The sequence below is a fragment of the Massilia sp. LXY-5 genome (assembly GCF_059801075.1).
In genome coordinates, this window is record NZ_JBNNEH010000020.1 from 1 (window position 1) to 591 (window position 591).

Sequence of the window (591 nt, forward strand, 5' to 3'; positions counted from 1 at the left end):
ACACCGTGAAGGTGTAAGCGGACTTCGTTTCAAAGTCGGGATTGCCGATCAGGGTGACCGCACCGCTGGCGCTGTCGATGCTGAACGCTGCTGCATCGCCCCCCGCTTTCAGGCTGAAGCCAAGGCCGCCACTGATATCGCCGGTATCGGTGGCGGTCGCGGTGTAGACGACCCGGCCGACGCCGCTGTTTTCGTCGATCGCGGTAGCCGTATTAGCCGAAGTAATGGTCGGGGCCACCTCATCCAGGTTGTTGATATTCAGACTGACAGTTTGCTCGGTCTGGTTGCCTGCGGCATCGGTTGCCAACACGGTGAAGGTGTAAGCGGACTTGGTTTCAAAGTCGGGATTGCCGATCAGGGTGACCGCACCGCTGGCGCTGTCGATGCTGAACGCTGCTGCATCGCCCCCCGCTTTCAGAGTGAAGCCAAGGCCGCCACTGATGTCGCCGGTATCGGTGGCGGTCGCCGTGTAGACGACCCGGCCGACGCCGCTGTTTTCGTCGATCGCCGCAGCAACCGCGCTCGAAGTAATGGTCGGCGCGACTTCGTCCAGGTTGTTGATGTTCAGGCTGACAGTTTGCTCGGTCTGGT

At 61.1% G+C, this 591-nt stretch carries 1 protein-coding gene; it reads right to left on the bottom strand.

The window, feature by feature from the left end:
- Positions 1-591, bottom strand: a 591-nt coding sequence (locus ACI48I_RS24165; RefSeq protein WP_498575721.1) for a cadherin repeat domain-containing protein, incomplete at both ends; no start/stop codon positions are given.